Source organism: Streptomyces sp. NPDC127117 (assembly GCF_042677325.1).
Lineage (GTDB): Bacteria > Actinomycetota > Actinomycetes > Streptomycetales > Streptomycetaceae > Streptomyces.
Genome location: NZ_JBHXTM010000020.1, coordinates 61051 through 78178, shown reverse-complemented (window position 1 = coordinate 78178; position 17128 = coordinate 61051). Strand labels below are relative to the sequence as shown.

The window sequence follows — 17128 nt, the reverse complement described above, 5'->3', positions numbered from 1 at the left end:
TGGCCCTCGCAGTGCGTGACATGTCGCAGGGCGCGGCCCTCGCAGCATGTGACACGTCACAGCGCGCGGTCCCGTCCGAATGCTGCGGGAGCACGACCACTTCGGGCCTCGCGCGGTCGTGCCACACGTCCGCGCGAGGCCCCGGCAGGAACCGGCGCGGGCCGCGAGGCCCCCGCCGCAAGGCCCCCGCCGCGAGGCCCCTGGTCAGGAACCGACGTACGCCGCGAGGTGCTCGCCGGTGAGGGTGGAGCGGGTGGCCACGAGGTCGGCGGGAGTGCCCTCGAAGACGATCCGGCCGCCGTCGTGACCGGCGCCGGGGCCCAGGTCGATGATCCAGTCGGCGTGCGCCATGACCGCCTGATGGTGCTCGACGACGATGACCGACTTCCCGGAGTCGACGAGCCGGTCGAGCAGACCGAGCAGTTGCTCGACGTCGGCGAGGTGGAGGCCGGTGGTCGGCTCGTCCAGGACGTACACACCGCCCTTGTCGGCCATGTGGGTCGCCAGCTTCAGCCGCTGGCGCTCACCGCCGGACAGTGTGGTCAGCGGCTGGCCGAGGCTGAGGTAGCCGAGGCCGACATCGGCGAGCCGCTCCAGGATCCGGTGCGCGGCCGGTGTGCGCGCCTCGCCGGCGCCGAAGAACTCCTCGGCCTCGGTCACCGACATCGCGAGCACCTCGCTGATATCGCGGCCCCCGAAGCGGTAGTCGAGCACCGACGCCTGGAACCGCTTCCCCTCGCACTCCTCGCAGGTGGTGGCGACACCCGCCATCATCGCCAGATCGGTGTAGATGACACCGGCGCCGTTGCAGGTCGGGCAGGCGCCCTCGGAGTTGGGGCTGAACAGCGCAGGCTTCACACCGTTGGCCTTCGCGAACGCCTTTCGGATCGGGTCGAGCAGCCCGGTGTACGTCGCCGGGTTGCTCCGCCGCGAACCACGGATGGCGCCCTGGTCGACCGAGACCACCTCCGCGCCCGCGGGGATCGACCCGTGCACCAGTGAGCTCTTGCCGGAGCCCGCGACCCCGGTGATGACGGTCAGCACCCCGAGCGGGATGTCGACGTCGACGCCCTGGAGGTTGTGTGCGCTCGCGCCCCGGACCTCCAGCGCCCCGGTGGGCTTGCGCACCGTCTCCTTGACGGCCGCCCGGTCGTCGAGGTGGCGGCCGGTGATGGTGTCGCCGGCGCGCAGCCCCTCCACGGTGCCCTCGAAGCAGACGGTGCCGCCCGCCGTGCCCGCGCCGGGGCCGAGGTCGACGACGTGGTCGGCGATCGCGATCGTCTGCGGCTTGTGTTCCACGACCAGCACCGTGTTGCCCTTGTCCCGCAGCCGCAGCAGCAGGTCGTTCATCCGCTGGATGTCATGGGGATGCAGGCCGATGGTGGGCTCGTCGAAGACATAGGTGACATCGGTCAGCGAGGAGCCGAGGTGGCGGATCATCTTGACGCGCTGCGCCTCGCCGCCCGACAGCGTGCCCGACGGCCGGTCGAGCGAGAGGTAGCCGAGACCGATCTCCACGAACGAGTCGAGGGTGCGCTGCAGCGCGGCGAGCAGCGGTGCCACGGAGGGGTCGTCGAGGCCGCGCACCCACTCGGCCAGGTCGCTGATCTGCATCGCGCAGGCGTCGGCGATGCTCAGCTTCGCGATCTTCGAAGAGCGGGCTTCGGCGCTGAGCCGGCTGCCGTCGCAATCGGGGCAGGTGGTGAAGGTGACCGCCCGCTCCACGAACTCCCGGATGTGCGGCTGCAACGCCTCCTTGTCCTTGGAGAGGAACGACTTCTGGATCTTGGGGATCAGCCCCTCGTAGGTGAGGTTGACGCCCTCGACCTTCACCTTGGTCGGCTCCCGGTAGAGGAAGTCCTGCATCTCCTTCTTGGTGAACCTGCGGATCGGCTTGTCCGGGTCGAGAAGCCCGGACTCGGCGTAGACCCGCACGGTCCAGAAGCTGTCCGACTTCCAGCCGGGGATGGTGAACGCGCCTTCGGAGAGCGACTTGGAGTCGTCGTAGAGCTGGGTGAGGTCGATGTCCGAGACCGTGCCCCGGCCTTCGCAGCGGGTGCACATGCCGCCGGTACGGGTGAAGGTCCGCTTGACGGTCTTGGTCCGGTCGGCACCGCGGTCGACCTTGAACGCACCGCTCGCCTGGACCGAGGCGACGTTGAAGGAGAACGCCTGGGGCGAGCCGATGTGCGGCTTGCCCAGTCGGCTGAAGAGGATGCGCAGCATCGCGTTGGCGTCGGTGGCGGTGCCGACCGTGGAGCGGGGGTCGGCGCCGAGGCGCTGCTGGTCGACGGTGATCACGGTGGTCAGGCCGTCGAGCACATCGACCTCGGGCCGGGCCAGGGTCGGCATGAAGCCCTGCACGAAGGCGCTGTACGTCTCGTTGATCAGCCGCTGCGACTCCGCGGCGATGGTGCCGAACACCAGTGAGCTCTTGCCCGAACCGGAGACCCCGGTGAACACCGTCAGCCGGCGCTTCGGGATCTCGATGCTGACGTCCTTGAGGTTGTTCACGCGCGCGCCGTGCACGCGGATCAGGTCGTGGCTGTCGGCGGCGTGCGGCGCAGGCGACTGCGGGTCCGTCCTCTTGGCCATGCTCATCGTGTCTCCATCTGTCGGGCGGAGCCGCGGTCGCGGTCTCCGTCTGCGTCGCCCGGTAGTCGTCAGTGGTTTCGTCACCGGATGCAACCGGATCCCACCGGCCTGGTGCGGCATGAGAAGGGGGCGTCGGACCGGCCGACGCCCCGTCGCGCAGCGGCTCGTGTGCGGTTCCGGCTGCGATCGCCGGAGGGTTCAGCGCACCTCGTTGATGCGGATGAGGTTGCCCGCGGGATCACGGAAGGCGCAGTCGCGGATCCCGTACGGCTGCTCGGTCGGCTCTTGGACGACCTCGGCGCCGCCGGCCTGCAGCCGGTCGAAGGTGGAGTCGAGGTCGGGGGTGGCCAGGGTGATGATGGCGTAGGTGCCCTTGGCCATCATCTCGGTGATGGTACGCCGCTCGTCCTCGGTGACACCGGGGTCGGCGGCCGGTGGGTGCAGGACGATCGACGTGTCGGGCCGGCCGGTGGGGCCGACCGTGATCCAGCGCATCCCGCCGAATCCGACGTCGTTGCGGATCTCGAAGCCCAGGATGTCGCGGTAGAAGGCCAGCGAGGCGTCCGGGTCGTCGTGCGGAAGGAAGCTCGTGTGAATCGTGAGGTCCATGAACGTCACGCTAATCGTGGCCCGGTGGCCGCGCTTCTCGATTCCTGATCGGTCTGGTCACCTGCTTCGCGACGCACGACGGCAGGCCCGCGGTGGCCCGCTCGGCCTCGCGGCGGTAGGCGCTGGGAGCCATGCCGACCAGCTCGGTGAAGCGCGTGCTGAAGGTGCCCAGCGACGAGCAGCCGACCGTGAAACAGACCTCGGTGACGCTGAGATCACCGCGCCGCAGCAGCGCCATCGCCCGCTCGATGCGGCGCGTCATCAGGTAGCCGTACGGAGGCTCGCCGTACGCCTGCCGGAACGCTCGGCTCAGGTGTCCCGCCGACATGTGCACGCCACGGGCGAGCGCCTCGACGTCCAGCGGCTGGTCGAACTCCCGGTCCATCCGGTCACGGACACGACGCAACCGCGCAAGGTCGCGCAGGCGCTGCGCCTCATCGGGTCTGCTGGTCATCTGCGAGATCGTGCCACACCGCGGGAGCCGCCGCACACGGACCGGACGGCACCCTGCGCGGTCCCTCGCGCAGCACGCCGGAAGGGCGCCGACCGGAAGTCGACGCCCTCCTCGGGCCGTGGCTCAGCCACCCGGACACATCAGGTGGAACGGTGCGTCCGGCGTGATCGCGCGGGCGGTCAGCTGCAACCGCTGGTCGAGCCGCAGCCCTCGCAGATGTAGCAGGAACCGGCGCGCTGCATCTTCGTACCGCAGGAGAAGCAGAGCGGCGCGTCCGCGCTGATGCCCAACTGCATCTCGACGAGCTCCGCCGAGGTGTGCGCGGTCTTCGGCGCGGGCTTCTCCGCCTCCTGCACCGCGGCCACCGCCTTCAGCGGCTCCGTCCGCACCGGGGCGGACTGGGCCAGGGTCTCGACGTCCAGTTCCTCGTCCTCCAGGGAGGGCTCGTACGAACCCGTGTCGAGGTGGCGCTGACGCTCCTCGGCCGAGTGGATGCCGAGCGCCGAGCGGGTCTCGAAGGGCAGGAAGTCCAGCGCGAGGCGGCGGAAGATGTAGTCGACGATCGACTGTGCCATCCGCACGTCCGGGTCGTCCGTCATGCCGGCCGGCTCGAAGCGCATGTTGGTGAACTTCGAGACGTACGTCTCCAGCGGGACGCCGTACTGCAGGCCGACCGAGACGGCGATGGAGAAGGCGTCCATCATGCCCGCGAGGGTGGAGCCCTGCTTGGACATCTTCAGGAAGACCTCGCCGAGACCGTCGTCCGGGTAGGAGTTGGCGGTCATGTAGCCCTCGGCGCCGCCCACCGTGAAGGAGGTGGTGATGCCGGGACGGCCCTTGGGCAGACGCTTGCGGACCGGGCGGTACTCGACGACCTTCTCGACCGCGGTACGGATGGTCTCCTCGGCCTTGGCGGTGACCTCCGCCTTCTCCTTCTCCTTGGTCTTCGCGGAGAGGGGCTGGCCGACCTTGCAGTTGTCGCGGTAGATGGCGAGCGCCTTGACGCCCATCTTCCACGCCTCGAAGTAGACCTCTTCGACGTCCTCGACGGTGGCCGTCTCCGGCAGGTTCACCGTCTTGGAGAGCGCGCCGGAGATCCACGGCTGGATCGCGGCCATCATGCGCACGTGGCCCATCGCGGAGATGGAACGCTCGCCCATGGCGCAGTCGAAGACCTCGTAGTGCTCGGTCTTCAGACCGGGGGCGTCGATCACATTGCCGTGCTCGGCGATGTGGGCGACGATCGCCTCGATCTGCTCCTCCTGGTAGCCCAGGCGGCGCAGGGCCTGCGGGACGGTGCCGTTGACGATCTGCATCGAGCCGCCGCCGACCAGCTTCTTGAACTTGACCAGGGCGAGGTCGGGCTCAAGGCCGGTGGTGTCGCAGGACATCGCGAGACCGATGGTGCCGGTGGGCGCGATGACCGAGGCCTGCGCGTTGCGGAAACCGTTCTTCGCGCCGAGCCGGATCACGTCCTGCCAGGCCTCCGTCGCGGCGGCCCAGATCGGGTTGTCCAGGTCGTCCATGTGGACGGCCGCTGCGTTGGCGTCGGCGTGCTGCTTCATGACGCGCTGGTGCGGCTCGGCGTTGCGGGCGTAGCCGTCGTACGCGCCGACGACCGCGGCGAGCTCGGCGGAGCGCTTGTACGAGGTGCCGGTCATCAGCGAGGTGATGGCACCGGCGAGGGCGCGGCCGCCGTCGCTGTCGTAGGCGTGGCCGGTCGCCATCAGCAGGGCGCCGAGGTTGGCGTAGCCGATGCCGAGCTGGCGGAAGGCGCGGGTGTTCTCGCCGATCTTCTGGGTCGGGAAGTCCGCGAAGCAGATGGAGATGTCCATCGCGGTGATGACCAGCTCGACGACCTTGGCGAAGCGCTCGGACTCGAAGGACTGGTTGCCCTTGCCGTCGTCCTTGAGGAACTTCATCAGGTTCAGCGAGGCGAGGTTGCACGAGGTGTTGTCCAGGTGCATGTACTCGGAGCACGGGTTCGAGCCGTTGATCCGGCCGGACTCCGGGCAGGTGTGCCAGGCGTTGATGGTGTCGTCGTACTGGATGCCCGGGTCGGCGCAGGCCCAGGCCGCCTCGGCCATCTTGCGGAAGAGGGACTTGGCCTCGACCTCTTCGATGACGTCACCGGTCATCCGGGCGCGCAGCCCGAACTTGCCGCCGGACTCGACGGCCTTCATGAACTCGTCGTTCACGCGGACCGAGTTGTTGGCGTTCTGGTACTGGACCGACGTGATGTCGTCGCCGCCCAGGTCCATGTCGAAGCCCGCGTCGCGCAGGGCGCGGATCTTCTCCTCCTCCTTCACCTTGGTCTCGATGAAGTTCTCGATGTCGGGGTGGTCGACGTCGAGGATGACCATCTTGGCCGCGCGGCGGGTGGCGCCACCGGACTTGATCGTTCCGGCGGAGGCGTCGGCACCACGCATGAAGGAGACCGGACCGGAGGCGTTGCCGCCGGAGGAGAGCAGCTCCTTGGAGGAGCGGATGCGGGAGAGGTTCAGGCCGGCGCCGGAGCCGCCCTTGAAGATCATGCCCTCTTCCTTGTACCAGTCGAGGATCGACTCCATGGAGTCGTCGACGGCCAGGATGAAGCAGGCGGAGACCTGCTGCGGCTGGGGCGTGCCGACGTTGAACCAGACCGGCGAGTTGAAGCTGAAGATCTGGTGCAGGAGGGCGTACGCCAGCTCGTGCTCGAAGATCTCGGCGTCCGCGGGAGAGGCGAAGTAGCCGTGGTCCTCACCGGCCTTGCGGTACGTCTTCACGATCCGGTCGATCAGCTGTCGCAGACCGGTCTCGCGCTGCGGGGTGCCGACGGCCCCGCGGAAGTACTTGCTGGTGACGATGTTGACCGCGTTCACCGACCAGAAGCCGGGGAACTCGACGCCACGCTGCTCGAAGTTGATCGAGCCGTCGCGCCAGTTGGTCATGACGACGTCACGGCGCTCCCACTCCACCTCGTCGTACGGATGTACGCCGGGGGTGGTGTGGATGCGCTCGATGCGCAGACCCTTGCTCGACTTGGCTCCCTTGGCTCGGGAACCACGTGCCGGGCCGCTCGCCGTCTCTGTCATGCCGCCTCCCATATGTGGGCAAAAACACCCTGAAGTGCCCAGAACTTCCCGGGGCACAGTCTGTCTCTGATGCCTCGGACGCCACGCAGAGCGCCCGGAGCAGGTCTATGAAGCCGCCCTGCCGCCGATCCACGGAACCGTGTCGGTCGGCCGGTGCCGATCAGTCGGCGGCGACGGCGGGAACGGGGACCTCAAGGATCTCGCCCCTCCCGCGTTCTTCCACGCGAGGCTGCCGCTCACGGAGTTCCGCGATGGCCGCCTCGAAGTCTTCGAGTGTGTCGAACGCCCGGTACACGGACGCGAAGCGCAGGTACGCGACGAGGTCGAGTTCCTGCAGGGGGCCGAGGATCGCCAGGCCCACGTCATGAGTGGTCAGCTCGGCACTGCCGGTGGCGCGCACCGCCTCCTCGACCCGCTGGCCGAGCTTGGCGAGGGCGTCCTCGGTGACCGGCCGCCCCTGACACGCCTTGCGCACGCCGGAGATGACCTTGGTGCGGCTGAAGGGTTCCGTCACGCCGCTGCGCTTCACCACCATCAGCGAGCAGGTCTCCACCGTCGTGAAACGGCGGGAGCAGTCGGGGCACTGGCGGCGGCGTCGGATCGACGTGCCGTCGTCGGTGGTGCGACTGTCGACGACCCGGCTGTCGGGGTGCCTGCAGAAGGGGCAGTGCATGGCTCCCAACCCTCCTTCACAGCACGACTGAATAGCCTCTTCAGGGCCCGCCGGGGCCCCTCGAAGCTGTCACAAGCATATGCGATGGCCACACCCCGACGGACCGGGGACCACAACTTCTGGGTGGCAGGAGCAATCCAACCACTAGATCTTGGGTTTGGGTGCGCATCCGGCCCTACCGCGTGTCGCGCATGACGAGCGACCGGCAGGCAGCGTACGGCCGCGTACGAGGTTACGGGAACGGTCCGGCCGCCAGGATTACGGGGCCCCGACTGTCGGACTCGAACAACGGCCCGACGGCCACCCCGCATGGCAGCGGCGCATCGACGGCCGCTACCGTAAAAGCCCGAATTGCGGGCCGGTCCCGGCGCGCCCAAACGCTCTCGGTCATCGCACATACACCCGGCAGAGAACACACGGCAGACTTTTATTCGTTTTTCACTCGAACGTGTGTTTGGCGCAACCTTTCGAAAGCTACTACCGTTGTCCAGCTAGGGAGACCATTCGAGAGGGGCCGACGTGACCACCACCGCAGACAGTGCCACCATCACTGCCCAGGACCGCTCCCAGAGCCGATTCGAGCCGGTGCATGCCATGAATGACTCAGTCACGAACATGGAGGGGCCAGAGCCCGCGCGCCCAGCGCGCTCATTGCCCGGTCGACCTCCTGGAATCCGGGCGGACAGCTCGGGGCTCACGGACCGGCAGCGGCGAGTGATCGAGGTGATCCGGGATTCCGTGCAGCGGCGTGGCTATCCGCCCTCGATGCGGGAGATCGGTCAGGCGGTCGGCCTGTCCAGCACGTCCTCCGTCGCCCATCAGCTGATGGCCCTGGAGCGCAAGGGGTTCCTGCGCCGCGACCCGCACCGCCCGCGGGCGTACGAGGTCCGCGGTTCGGACCAGCCCAGTTCGCAGCCCACCGACACGACCGGCAAGCCCGCCGCTTCGTACGTCCCGCTGGTCGGCCGGATCGCCGCCGGTGGCCCGATCCTCGCCGAGGAGTCGGTCGAGGACGTCTTCCCGCTCCCCCGCCAGCTCGTCGGTGACGGCGAGCTGTTCGTGCTCAAGGTCGTCGGTGACTCGATGATCGAGGCGGCGATCTGTGACGGGGACTGGGTCACCGTGCGCCGCCAGCCCGTCGCGGAGAACGGCGACATCGTGGCGGCCATGCTGGACGGCGAGGCCACGGTCAAGCGCTTCAAGCGGGAGGACGGCCATGTCTGGCTCCTCCCGCACAACTCCGCGTACCAGCCGATCCCGGGCGACGAGGCGACGATCCTCGGCAAGGTGGTGGCGGTACTGCGGCGGGTGTGAAGCTCGCCGCTTCTGACCGGGCCCCGGGATCCACTGCGCCGATCCCGGGGCCCGCCCATGTCTCCGGAGACCCGTGGCGGACTACTTGCCGTCGGCCTTGGCCGCCGCGTCGATCGCCGCGAGTGAGCGGCGCGCCTGATTCCGGTCGGTGGTGTACCAGAAGTCGGGCAGCGAGGCGCGCAGATAGCTGCCGTACCGGGCATTGGCCAGGCGCGGATCGAGCACGGCGACCACGCCCTTGTCGCCGGTGGCCCGGACCAGCCGGCCGGCCCCCTGGGCCATCAGCAGCGCGGCATGCGTAGCCGCGACGGCCATGAACCCATTGCCGCCCGCCTCCTCGACGGCCTTCTGGCGCGCGCTCATCAGCGGATCGTCGGGGCGCGGGAACGGGATCCGGTCCATGATCACCAGTTGGCAGCTGGCACCTGGCACATCGACGCCCTGCCAGAGCGACAGCGTGCCGAAGAGGCAGGTCCCGGGGTCGGCGGCGAAATTCTTGATCAGCTCGCCCAGCGTCTCCTCGCCCTGGAGCAGGATCGGCTTGTCCAGCCTGCCCCGCAGCTCCTCCGCGGCGGCCTGGGCCGCCCGCATGGAGGAGAACAGCCCGAGCGTGCGCCCGCCGGCGGCCTCCACCAGTTCGGCGAGCTCGTCCAGCATGTCGGTGCGGGAACTCTCCCGCCCCGGCGTGGCCAGATGCCTGGCGACATACAGGATGCCCTGCTTCGGGTAGTCGAACGGCGACCCGACGTCGAGTCCCTTCCACTGCGGAAGATCGTCGCCCGCGGTGCCTTCGGGCGCCAGGCCGAGCGAGGCCCCCACGCCGTTGAAATCCCCGCCGAGCTTGAGCGTGGCCGAGGTCAGGACGACGGACCGCTCGGTGAACAGCTTCTCGCGCAGCAGCCCCGAGACGGAGAGCGGTGCGACCCGCAGGGAGGCGCCGAAGCGGTCGTGGCGCTCGTACCAGACGACGTCGTACTCCGAGCCCTGGGTGATGCGCTCGGCGACACCATGGATCGTTTCCACCGCCGCCAGGGCCTGCTTGCGGACGGCGTCCTCGTCCTGGACGGACTTGTCCCGGGTGGTGCCCAGGGCCGAGATCACGGTACGCGCGGCGTCGCGCAGCGCCAGCAGTGCGTAGCCGAGGTCCTCGGGGACCTCTTCCAGGCGGCCCGGGAGCGCCAGCTCCATGACCCGCTCGAACCCTTCCGACGCGGTCTGCAGGGCGTCGGCGGCCTTCTCGTTCACCAGCTTCGCCGCTCGGCGCACCGCGCGGTTGACCTGGCCGGGGGTGAGCTCGCCGGTGGCCACCCCGGTGACCCTGGAGACCAGCTCATGGGCCTCGTCGACGATCAGCACCTCGTGCTGCGGGAGCACCGGCGCGCCCTCGATGGCGTCGATGGCCAGGAGGGCGTGATTGGTGACGACGACATCGGCGAGCTTGGCGCGCTCCCGGGCGAGCTCGGCGAAGCACTCCGCACCGTAGGCGCACTTGCTGGCGCCCAGGCATTCGCGGGAGGAGACGGAGACCTGTGCCCAGGCGCGGTCGGAGACCCCGGGAGTGAGGTCGTCGCGATCGCCGGACTCGGTGTCGTCCGACCAGTCCCGCAGCCGCAGCAGGTCCTGGCCGAGCTTGCTCGACGGGGCGGCGGCCTCGAACTGGTCGAAGAGCCCCTCCTCCTCGTCCTGCGGCACCCCTTCGTGGAGCCGGTGCAGACAGAGGTAGTTGGACCGGCCCTTGAGCATGGCGAAATCGGGACGCCGGCGCAGCAGCGGATGGAGCGCGTCGACCGTGCGCGGAAGGTCGCGCTCCACGAGCTGGCGCTGGAGCGCCAGCGTCGCCGTGGCCACCACGACCCGCTCCCCGTGCGCCAGCGCGGGCACCAGATAGCCGAGGGACTTGCCCGTGCCGGTGCCGGCCTGGACGAGCAGATGGGAATTGTCGTCGACGGCCGCTGCGACGGCCTCGGCCATGGCGGCCTGACCAGGTCGTTCCGTACCGCCGACGGCGGTCACGGCGGCGTGCAGGAGCTCGGGGAGGGATGGCTTCGTCATAGCCCGACCAGCGTACGGGGCGCCACTGACAACAGGGTCACTCCCGGACACCGGCTTCGGGGTGGAGCGGGTTGGGAACGCTCCCGTGGATGGCCGCGTGCGGGCGCTGGGGGCGGTCCCGGTAGCCGTCGACGTGCAGGCGGTTGCGGTTCAGACAGAGGCGTTCGATGCGGGGTGTCAGCAGATCGAACATCTCGAACCGCTCCTTCAGCTCGGGGAAGCGGGCGTGGTGGCGCAGGATCTCGGCCCGGACGAGTGACCAGAATTCGGCCTCCGGAACCCCCAGCTGTTCCTCGCAGAGCGGGGAGAGGAAGCGGAACACCCCGACGAAGAGTCCGGAGTGGATGAACTGGATGAGAAAGGAGGGTTCCTCGGTGAGCAGCGTCCGGCGTACGTCCTCGGGCATCGACTCGTGCTCCGGCAGCGACCGGGCGCTCACGTTCACGTCGTCGACGAAGTCCTTGATCGCCAGGCGCGTCGGCACGTCGTGCTCGTCGAAGACCACGATGGCGTTCTCGCCGTGCGGGGAGAAGACCGTGCCGTACCGGTAGAGGAAGTGCAGCAGCGGCGGCAGCATCGCGGCGAAGAGACGGGTGAGCCAGGCGGTGGGTGTCAGCCCGGAGCGGGCGACGAGCTCGGCCGTGAAGGCGCGGCCCTGAGGGTCGGTGTGGAGCAGCGAGGCGAGCGTCCGGGCCCGCTCGCCGGGTGCGAGCCGGGGCTGGAGGGGTTCGCGCCAGATCGCGCCGAGGATCTCCTTGAACTGGTACGGGGCCTCGGGAAGGTGGTCGTAGAGCGGGTGCTCGACGGTCACCGAGGCCACCTCGCCGAGCAGGATGACCCCGCAGGTGTCGCGCAGAAACGCGTCCTGGTCGCGCAGGCCGTGCACCCAGGCGGTGACGGCGGGGGCCGCGAGGGTGCGTTCGGTGGGCAGTCCGCGCCAGACCAGCGTGTTGAGGATCGACAGCGGCAGCTTGACGGTGTGCCGGTCGGGGCGGGCCACATTGCTGAAGGTGCGGATGGACTGCTGGGCGAGCCTGAGGTCCGCGTCGGGGTGGAGCGGAACGATGTCACCGGCTGCGATGGCGGGGGCGAAGACGGGAACGATCCATTCGTCCCACTGCCAGGGATGCACGGGAAGAAAGAGATAGCCGTCGGGGTCGAGGCCGCGGGTACGGAGCACGGTGGCGAAGGAGTCACGGACCGACGGGTCGAGCTCCTGCGCGTACAGCCGCTCCGGGCCGGCCAGCGTGGCCACTCCGCGGTAGGCGGCGATCCTCGTGGAGACCGCGATCCACGGCAGTGTGAGGGGTTTGCGGGCCTCGGGGGTGTGGCGGGCGGCGTCGGCGGCGGAGAAACCCAGGCGGCCCTTGTTGGCGACGAGCCAGGGGTGGCCGGTCTGGTGGCCCTCCAGCTCGGCGTAGTCGAGACCGGCCAGCCGGGCCGCGGGGAGCGCGGTGTGGTCGAGCCGGGCGTCGGCGGTGAGGGTGGTGGTGATCTCGCGGATCAGGTGCCCGAGCGTGGCGCCGTCGATGTCGAGGAGACGGCGGGCGCGGACGAGGAACTGGAGCGGATCGCGGAAGGGCACGGCTCCGGCGCCCGGCTCGCAGATCGGACCCTCATCGTCGTCCGGCGTCCCGGAGGTTTTCCCGGGCATCTCCAGGATCGAGTCGGGGGCGATGCGCCAACTCCCGTACACGCCCCGCCGGGCACTGAAGACGAGGGTCTTCCCGTCGTCGAGCCCGAGGGTGTACGTATCGCCCGGGCCGGCCTGGGCGACCGGCTCGATGACTTCCTCGTAGGCGAATTCACCGAGCATCTTCGCGAGCAGCCGGGCGGCGGCCCCGTCCCAGACCGTCCGGTTCAGTTCTGGCGTGCTGAGCAGCTCGGGGGACTCCGCTGAATCATGGCTCGCGGGATATTTCGGCACGGGGACTCCTCGGGGTGGAACCGATGGGGTTCGAGCGGGATGAATTGGGCAGCAGTTCGTTCACAGTCGGGCACGGTGGATTCGGTCGCGGACCATCAGGGCGGCTCGTTTGTCCGGGAGTTCGAGTTCCGCGGAAAAGCGGAAACCGGCACTCAGAAAGGCTGAGACGGACGGGGTGTTACGCAGATCGGGCTCCGCGACCACACGTGCGCACCGGGGGCGGTTGTCGAGCACGAGGTCGGCGACGGCGCGCAGCAGGGTGGTGCCGACGCCTTGTCCGCGGTTGTGCACACCGCCGATGAGCAGGTGGATCCCGGTGTCCTGCGGACGGGCCGGGTAGTGGCGTGCCAGCGGGTCGAGATCCGCGCGGTAGATCTCCCAGTAGCTCATGGGGATGCCCGCCAGTACGCCGAGGCAGGGGACGCTGCGTCCGTCGCCCTCCAACTGGGGGCGCAGATGGGCGGCCGTGACGGCTTCGGGGCCGGCGAGTTCCCAGAAGGCCGCGACGGCGGGGTCGTTCATCCAGCGGGTCAGTACGGCGAGATCGCGTTCGAGCCGTACGGGGACGAGCTGGAAGACTCCGGCCGGGGTGGTGACCGGTCGCCAGTCGGCCGGGTGGTCGAGGAGATCGGAGGCGGCCGCCCTGCTCATGGCCGGCCGGGCCACCGCCGCCGGGCCCGCGCCGCCCGGAACGGGCGACGCGGGCGCGCCGGGCAGCGGGCGCATTGCCTCGGTGGCCGGGGGGTCCTCCCCGAACAGCGCGAGGATTTCCTCGGAGAGCTCCAGGTCCAGGGTGTCCTCGGCACCTGTGTCGGCCTGCGGGGCAGGGCCGGTCCCGGCGTCGGTGTGCGCATCGGCGGGAGTCACGGTGTTGCTCTCCTCTCGGCGGTTCAGGCGGTAGTCATGTTCCTTCAGGCACAGAGCGGGTTGGCGATGGTGACGTAGACGGACTGGGTGTCGACTGGACCGACCAGTTCGTCCAGGCCGTGCATCCTGGTCAGCAGATTGGCCTTGCACCGCAGGTGGGTCTTCTCCAGCAGGTGCGTGGGGAGCGGGGAACCCAGCGCGGCGACCGAGCCGAGGAACCGGCGGAAGGCCGCGATGAGCACGCGTTCGTCGGCGAGGTGCTGGGCGCCGAACGCTCCGATCAGTCCGAGCACATTGTTGATTCCGAGGTAGTAGGCGAAGCGCTCGTCGGTGACCTCGTCGGAGACGAAGGTGTCGCTGACCGATCCGATGCCGGTGAGCCGCTGCTCCAGCGCCGTGCGGTGGGACTCGCGGAAGTAGTAGCCCTGGTTGTCGCGGTACCGGCCGCCGATGGGCCAGCCCTCCGGGCCGAGCAGCACCAGGGTGTTCTGCTGATGTGCTTCGAGGGCCACGCCCGCGTGGGCGTCGAGCCAGAGCACGGGGCCCACGACGCGGTCCAGGTAGCGCAGGAACCACTCGGCTGCGACCGCGCCCACGGTCCGCCCGGTGGCGGCGGCCAGGGAGAGAACGATCTCGGCGAGGCGCGAGTGCATGCCCGTCCTGCCCGGCAAGGGGCGGGGGGCGGTCAGCGCCGCGATGCAGACCGCGTCGTCGTGCGGCCCGAACGGGTTGTGACGGAGCATCACATCGAGGCCCTGGACGGGTCGGCCGTCCGGGGCGTCTACGGCCAGCCAGGCGGGGTCGCGGACGATGTCGAAGCCCGGATGGGCCGCGTGCCACTGGGTGGCGAGCCCGCTGCGGAGCAGCCGGTGGACCTCCACCCCGCGGTGGAGTTCCTTGCGGAGGTTCTCCCGGCGGGAGTTGGTGATGCGAACGCCGAGGGAGAGCTTGAGCATGACCTGGGCACCGGGCCGGTGCACCGTGCGTACGGAAGAGGTGGGGTGCCAGCGTTCGCCGTGCCGTCCCAGGTCGTGGAGGAGTCCGGCGTCGAGCAGGGCGGCGACTTCGGGACGGTGTCCGAGTTCGCGGGCCTGCCAGGGGTGGAGCGGAATCGGTGCGGTGTTGTCGGGGAGACGCAGCCCCCCGGCGTGCGCGGTGACCAGCTCCGCGGCCGGCACCGGACGGCCTCCGTCGGTCCAGGCGGAGTCGGTGGCCAGTACGGACCGGTCGACAGCCATCCAGTTCAGCGCGAAGGAGCCGTGCGACTCGGGCGAGTAGAGGCGCGATTCGGCGTCGGAGAGCCCTTCGCGGCTCTTGGGGGTGGGGTGTTGCGGATGGCCGAGCAGCAGCGACTGCTCCGCGGTGAGGAAGAGGTCCGCTTCGGCCGGGGCGTGGGGGGCGCGGCGCCGCTCGGCGATGAATCCGGCGGTACGGCGTACCGAGTCGGCGACCCGGGCCACCATGTCGGCCCCCTCGTCGCGGCCGGCCTCGCGGCCCAGCAGGGCGGCGATGGTGACGGCGTCGGCGGGCGGTGCTCCCTCGGGTGCCGCTTCCAGGACGGGCGGGCCGAAGCGGTGCCAGCCCGTGACCGACCAGTAGAGGACGGGGACGATCAAGGCCGTGCCGCTGGCGGGGAGGGGGATGCGGAGTGTGGTCCCCTCCGGCCGGGCCAGGCCGGTCTCCCGGACCCAGCAGCGCAGCAGATTCTCCGTGCCCGCCGTGTCGGCGGCCCGTAGCGGGTCCGGGTGGTCGAGCGGGTCGGACGGTGCCCCGCCGGTGGCCGTGGACTTCGGGGTGCAGCGCTCGTCGTGCGGTGCCGTCATCTGGCGCGGCACGGTGGACTGCTCCAGGAGGAGCGGGCCGGTGTGCCCGGCCTGTCCTCGCTGGTGGGTGGGGGGCGAGCCGTCGGCCTGGGGCGCGGGGGTGGGGTTCACGGCGGTCTTTCTTGTGAAGGTGTCCGGGGTCAGCGGATCGACCCGGTCGTGGTGCGGTGGTGCGGCAGACGCTCGGCGGCTGCCAGGGCGTCGGCGAGGCGGTCCACGACCGCTGTCGCCTGTTCGTCGGTGAGCGTGAGGGGAGGGAGGAGGCGGACGACGGTGGAGTGGCGTCCGCCGAGTTCGACGATGAGCCCGCGGCGCAGGCATTCCTGCTGGACGGCGAGGGCCAGGGCGGGGGCGGGCGGGGGCTCGGGGCTGTCGCCGGGCAGGGCGGCCTCCGGGTCGACCAGCTCGACGCCGATCATCAGGCCGCGTCCGCGTACGTCACCGATGGTGGGGTGGTCGGTGGCGAGCGTTTGGAGGCGGGCGAGCATGCGGGCGCCGAGGATCGCGGCGCGCTCGGCGAGGCAGTTCTCGCGTACGAAGGCGAGGGTGGCCGTGCCCGCCGCCATCGCGAGCTGGTTGCCCCGGAAGGTACCGGCGTGGGCGCCCGGCTGCCAGGTGTCGAGTTCGGAGCGGTAGACGATCACGGCGAGCGGGAGGGAACCGCCGATCGCTTTGGAGAGCACCATCACGTCGGGCACGACCCCGCTGTGCTCGACCGCCCAGAAGGCGCCGGTGCGGCCGACGCCGGTCTGGACCTCGTCGGCGATCAGAGGGATGTTCCGGGCCTCGGAGATCTCACGCATCCGGCGCATCCAGCCGTCGGGGGCAGGGTTCACTCCGCCCTCCCCCTGCACCGGTTCGAGGATCATCCCGGCCGGTGCCGGGGTGCCGCCCTTGGGGTCGTCCAGGAGGTTCTCGGTCCACCGGGCGGCGATCTCCGCGCCGCGCTCACCGCCGATGCCGAAGGGGCAGCGGTAGTCACGCGGGAAGGGCAGCCTGGTCACCCGTACGTCCTCGGCGCCGCCCGAGGCGGCGAGGGCTCCTTCCGTCATCCCGTGGTAGGCGCCGGTGAAGGCGAGGAGGCCGCTGCGGCCGGTCGCGCCGCGGACCAGCTTGAACGCCGCCTCGACCGCGTCCGTGCCCGCCGGCCCGCAGAACTGGATCCGGGCGTTGTCGGCGAACTGCCGCGGCAGGGTGGCGAACAGCTCCGTGGTGAAGGCGTCCTTGACCGGGGTGGCGAGGTCGAGCACGTGCAGCGGCGCACCCGAGTCGATGACCTTCTTGATGGCCTCCAGGACGACCGGGTGGTTGTGTCCGAGCGCCAGGGTGCCGGCTCCGGAGAGACAGTCGAGGTAACGCCGCCCGTCGGCGCCCTCGATGGTCAGCCCACGGGCCCGCACCGGCACGATCGGAAGTGAGCGCGCGTAGGTACGGGCGGCGGATTCGCGCAGCGACTGGCGGCGCAGGATCCCCTCGTGCACCGCCGGTGCTGCCACCGGGGCTGGTTCGGTCACGGCCACGGCTGTTGGTCCTCCTGCTGTAACGGTTGCGTTGCACATCGGTACGTCGGCGCATGGGCGGACTGCGGGGATGAACGCTTTTCCCGAGTCCCACGCACATACCAACGACGCCGGGCGCGGCGGATCACGGGTAAATCGGAAGATCCTTGCGGAGGCGGAACCGCGGCCCTGCCGCTCGCCGTCCCCATCGGCACCGGCATAGTGGGGGCCGCACAGGACC

At 70.1% G+C, this 17128-nt stretch carries 11 protein-coding genes; 1 reads left to right on the top strand and 10 read right to left on the bottom strand.

Annotation, left to right across the window (positions count from 1 at the left end):
• Positions 1–204: 204 nt before the first annotated feature.
• From ACFVH0_RS19365 to nrdR, 5 genes are all read right to left on the bottom strand, one after another.
• Positions 205–2601 carry an ATP-binding cassette domain-containing protein gene (locus ACFVH0_RS19365; RefSeq protein WP_385821671.1) on the bottom strand — a complete coding sequence of 799 codons (2397 nt, stop codon included), beginning with the start codon at positions 2599–2601 and terminating at the stop codon, positions 205–207.
• A 192-nt stretch (positions 2602–2793) separates the two neighbouring features.
• The gene (locus ACFVH0_RS19360; protein WP_385821669.1) at positions 2794–3204 is read right to left on the bottom strand and encodes a VOC family protein; all 411 of its coding nucleotides are present in this window, start codon (positions 3202–3204) and stop codon (positions 2794–2796) included.
• A gap of 10 nt (positions 3205–3214) precedes the next feature.
• Positions 3215–3658 (bottom strand): helix-turn-helix transcriptional regulator, encoded by a 444-nt coding sequence (locus ACFVH0_RS19355; RefSeq protein ID WP_385821667.1) that lies wholly within the window; start codon positions 3656–3658, stop codon positions 3215–3217.
• A gap of 179 nt (positions 3659–3837) precedes the next feature.
• Positions 3838–6732, bottom strand: coding sequence for a vitamin B12-dependent ribonucleotide reductase (locus tag ACFVH0_RS19350; protein ID WP_385821665.1), 2895 nt, complete (start codon positions 6730–6732; stop codon positions 3838–3840).
• Positions 6733–6892: 160 nt separating this feature from the next.
• Positions 6893–7405 (bottom strand): transcriptional regulator NrdR, encoded by a 513-nt coding sequence (nrdR, locus tag ACFVH0_RS19345; protein WP_385821662.1) that lies wholly within the window; start codon positions 7403–7405, stop codon positions 6893–6895.
• A gap of 519 nt (positions 7406–7924) precedes the next feature.
• Here nrdR and lexA point away from each other — a divergent pair.
• Positions 7925–8719, top strand: a complete 795-nt coding sequence (lexA, locus tag ACFVH0_RS19340; RefSeq protein ID WP_072488421.1) for a transcriptional repressor LexA — start codon at positions 7925–7927, stop codon at positions 8717–8719.
• A gap of 81 nt (positions 8720–8800) precedes the next feature.
• Here lexA and ACFVH0_RS19335 read toward each other — a convergent pair whose 3' ends face one another.
• From ACFVH0_RS19335 to ACFVH0_RS19315, 5 genes are read right to left on the bottom strand one after another with little or no spacing between them, the layout of a single operon-like run.
• The gene (locus ACFVH0_RS19335) at positions 8801–10771 is read right to left on the bottom strand and encodes an ATP-dependent DNA helicase (protein WP_385821659.1); all 1971 of its coding nucleotides are present in this window, start codon (positions 10769–10771) and stop codon (positions 8801–8803) included.
• A 37-nt stretch (positions 10772–10808) separates the two neighbouring features.
• Positions 10809–12698: an IucA/IucC family protein gene (locus tag ACFVH0_RS19330; protein WP_385821657.1), complete on the bottom strand. Its 1890-nt coding sequence runs from the start codon at positions 12696–12698 to the stop codon at positions 10809–10811.
• A gap of 60 nt (positions 12699–12758) precedes the next feature.
• Positions 12759–13565 carry a GNAT family N-acetyltransferase gene (locus ACFVH0_RS19325; RefSeq protein ID WP_385821655.1) on the bottom strand — a complete coding sequence of 269 codons (807 nt, stop codon included), beginning with the start codon at positions 13563–13565 and terminating at the stop codon, positions 12759–12761.
• A gap of 44 nt (positions 13566–13609) precedes the next feature.
• A complete protein-coding gene (locus ACFVH0_RS19320) occupies positions 13610–15499 on the bottom strand; it encodes an IucA/IucC family protein (protein WP_385821653.1) in 1890 nt (629 codons plus the stop codon).
• A gap of 29 nt (positions 15500–15528) precedes the next feature.
• Positions 15529–16908, bottom strand: coding sequence for a diaminobutyrate--2-oxoglutarate transaminase family protein (locus ACFVH0_RS19315; protein WP_385821651.1), 1380 nt, complete (start codon positions 16906–16908; stop codon positions 15529–15531).
• Between the last annotated feature and the right edge of the window lie 220 nt (positions 16909–17128).

Coding starts and splice junctions, on each gene's coding strand:
- ACFVH0_RS19365 (WP_385821671.1), bottom strand. CDS start 2,601: ATGAGCATGGCCAAGAGGACGGACCCGCAGTCGCCTGCGCCGCACGCC.
- ACFVH0_RS19360 (WP_385821669.1), bottom strand. CDS start 3,204: ATGGACCTCACGATTCACACGAGCTTCCTTCCGCACGACGACCCGGAC.
- ACFVH0_RS19355 (WP_385821667.1), bottom strand. CDS start 3,658: ATGACCAGCAGACCCGATGAGGCGCAGCGCCTGCGCGACCTTGCGCGG.
- ACFVH0_RS19350 (WP_385821665.1), bottom strand. CDS start 6,732: ATGACAGAGACGGCGAGCGGCCCGGCACGTGGTTCCCGAGCCAAGGGA.
- nrdR (WP_385821662.1), bottom strand. CDS start 7,405: ATGCACTGCCCCTTCTGCAGGCACCCCGACAGCCGGGTCGTCGACAGT.
- ACFVH0_RS19335 (WP_385821659.1), bottom strand. CDS start 10,771: ATGACGAAGCCATCCCTCCCCGAGCTCCTGCACGCCGCCGTGACCGCC.